The 1,965-nt window shown below is 36.5% G+C and carries 2 protein-coding genes and 1 pseudogene; 1 reads left to right on the plus strand and 2 read right to left on the minus strand.

Annotated elements, in window-relative coordinates; translation table 11 throughout:
- Positions 1-274 (plus strand): annotated as a pseudogene (locus tag PN497_RS22700) (hypothetical protein); the annotation flags it as partial.
- A gap of 17 nt (positions 275-291) precedes the next feature.
- On the opposite strand, the gene PN497_RS22705 reads toward PN497_RS22700, so the two are convergent.
- Positions 292-1,248: a nucleotidyl transferase AbiEii/AbiGii toxin family protein gene (locus tag PN497_RS22705; RefSeq protein ID WP_272110888.1), complete on the minus strand. Its 957-nt coding sequence runs from the start codon at positions 1,246-1,248 to the stop codon at positions 292-294.
- Positions 1,241-1,660, minus strand: a complete 420-nt coding sequence (locus PN497_RS22710) for a hypothetical protein (protein WP_096569119.1) — start codon at positions 1,658-1,660, stop codon at positions 1,241-1,243. Before PN497_RS22710 ends, PN497_RS22705 begins: the two co-directional genes overlap by 8 nt.
- Between the last annotated feature and the right edge of the window lie 305 nt (positions 1,661-1,965).

The following is a 1,965-nucleotide window of genomic DNA, read 5'->3' on the forward strand; positions in this document are numbered from 1 at the left end:
ACATGAAAGAATTACAAGTTGGGAAAATCCTATAGACAAGGCGGTATGGCAGTTAAAACAGGTATGTCAAGAATTACCATCAAGACCAATCACACTATGGGACATTGAATACGGATGTGCGCCATTCGTGATCAAAACGGCTGAGATTAATGCAGATAAACTGATGCGCTTGCGTTCCAACCTGTTGACCTTTGTGTGGGGTAGCTTTACCTTTACCAAAGCGGGGAAGCTGGGTAATCAGATGGGATGGTTGGTTAGTAAAAGTTTAAAATAGCGATTATACTTTATAAACTAATCAAAAGCTAATTCTAATCTGGCAACTATACTTTTAACAGTTTCTATACATTCCTCAAAAGTAGGGCATTCATCTTCTGTAGCGTAGGACATCCCCTTTACAAATCTTGTGTATTCCTCATGGTAAATAGGATCTGATTCTAACTGCTCAAACATCTTTGGTAATAATTCGACTTTAGGTATAGATAAAGATTGAATTTGCCCTCTGTTGCTATTAACATCTTCTTGCATAAATTTAGAAACCAAACTTGAAAAGTTTTGGTCATCTTTAATCATGAGATTTAATGCTGTTAAATCATATAAATGGCGAATGATAGATGGATCATCGTGTTCATTTTCTCGATTTCTAGTCAAAATTCGCCAAGTTAAAGCACTTAATTTTTCTGCGGCTGTTTCTACAGGTGAACAACAAGCAATTGATGGAACTTCTGGTGGTAATCCCATTGCTTGAGATATAAAAGATGTTAAAGATTTTTCTTCAAAAGGTAAGACGAGCGAGGTAAATTTGATATCTAATTTTATATAAGGACGAAGCGCAATATCTTGTTTAAAATTTTGTTGGTAAGTAATACTGCAAGTAACTTGACTATTTTTATCACGAGCTTTTATCTCGTTCTCATTCAATGCCCAATCTGAACTACTGTTACGAATTACATCTAAAATTTCGTTTTTATATTTGCTGCGTTCGTTCCGAGTGGGTTCTAAAATCGGTAAAATGACCTTGAAATCAAGGTCTTCTGAAAAACGTTGAATTAAACCAAATCCTTTAGATAAGCTAGTCCCACCCGCACAAACTAATCTCATACCAAGCTTATCAACGGTAATCAAGGCAGCTATTATTCTCGTAGCATACCAATCCTTTTCAACAAAGGAAGGATCAACGCCTAGATCACTGGCAATAACTTCTAATAAGATTGGATCAATAGACGCACTCACAGGATATGGATTAACCAACGTATTCAAAGGTTACAAATTTACCATCGTAACCAAATTTAGGGGGAATTGGAATAGGTTTTTTAACCCCAATAACCCGTCCGGTGGGGACTTGGGTTGTCCGTCCTTCGTTGTAAGCTTTGTCATAGCTTGACGGTACAACTTCTATGTTCAAATATTCCAAAAACTCAGTTGCCAATTCACGTAATGCTTTACAAGGCACTACGCGCTTTGATAGAGGAGAGATAACTGCTTTAGCATAGCAATTCTCACTCATTTTGATTATTTTACCTTCTGTTTCTAGCTGATCAAAAACAGTCCTAACTTGGCTGTCAGCCGCAATATCTTTAAAATCCGTAAGCATAAAGACATTACGGGGGCTATCGCCGATTTTTCGAGCTATTCCGTCTTTTACTGAGTTAAGGGTTTTCATCTTTTTAGTCTCTTATTACGGAGATCAAATTCATTCGCAAAACCCTGTTATGGGTTTGATTGGGTTTGAGTAGGTTTTATTTTATACCTCTCAATTATTTGAGATATGCTGGATATAAAATAGTAATGATATTATTTTATATCTTTTCAGAATAATGACATTACTATAGGACTTACGCACTGTACAAATTCACCATGATGTGCATGAACGAAAATCCGTCGTTTCAGGCTTTTGGCGATTAACTTCCGATCAATAGCGAACTGCTTGCAGCAGCGCTTCGCTATCGCCCAAAAATAATTAAAAAA

It is taken from the genome of Sphaerospermopsis kisseleviana CS-549, from assembly GCF_028329225.1.
Taxonomy (GTDB): domain Bacteria; phylum Cyanobacteriota; class Cyanobacteriia; order Cyanobacteriales; family Nostocaceae; genus Sphaerospermopsis; species Sphaerospermopsis kisseleviana.

Excerpts from the sequence above, each read along its gene's own strand:
- PN497_RS22710 (WP_096569119.1), bottom strand. The coding sequence starts at position 1,660 with ATGAAAACCCTTAACTCAGTAAAAGACGGAATAGCTCGAAAAATCGGC.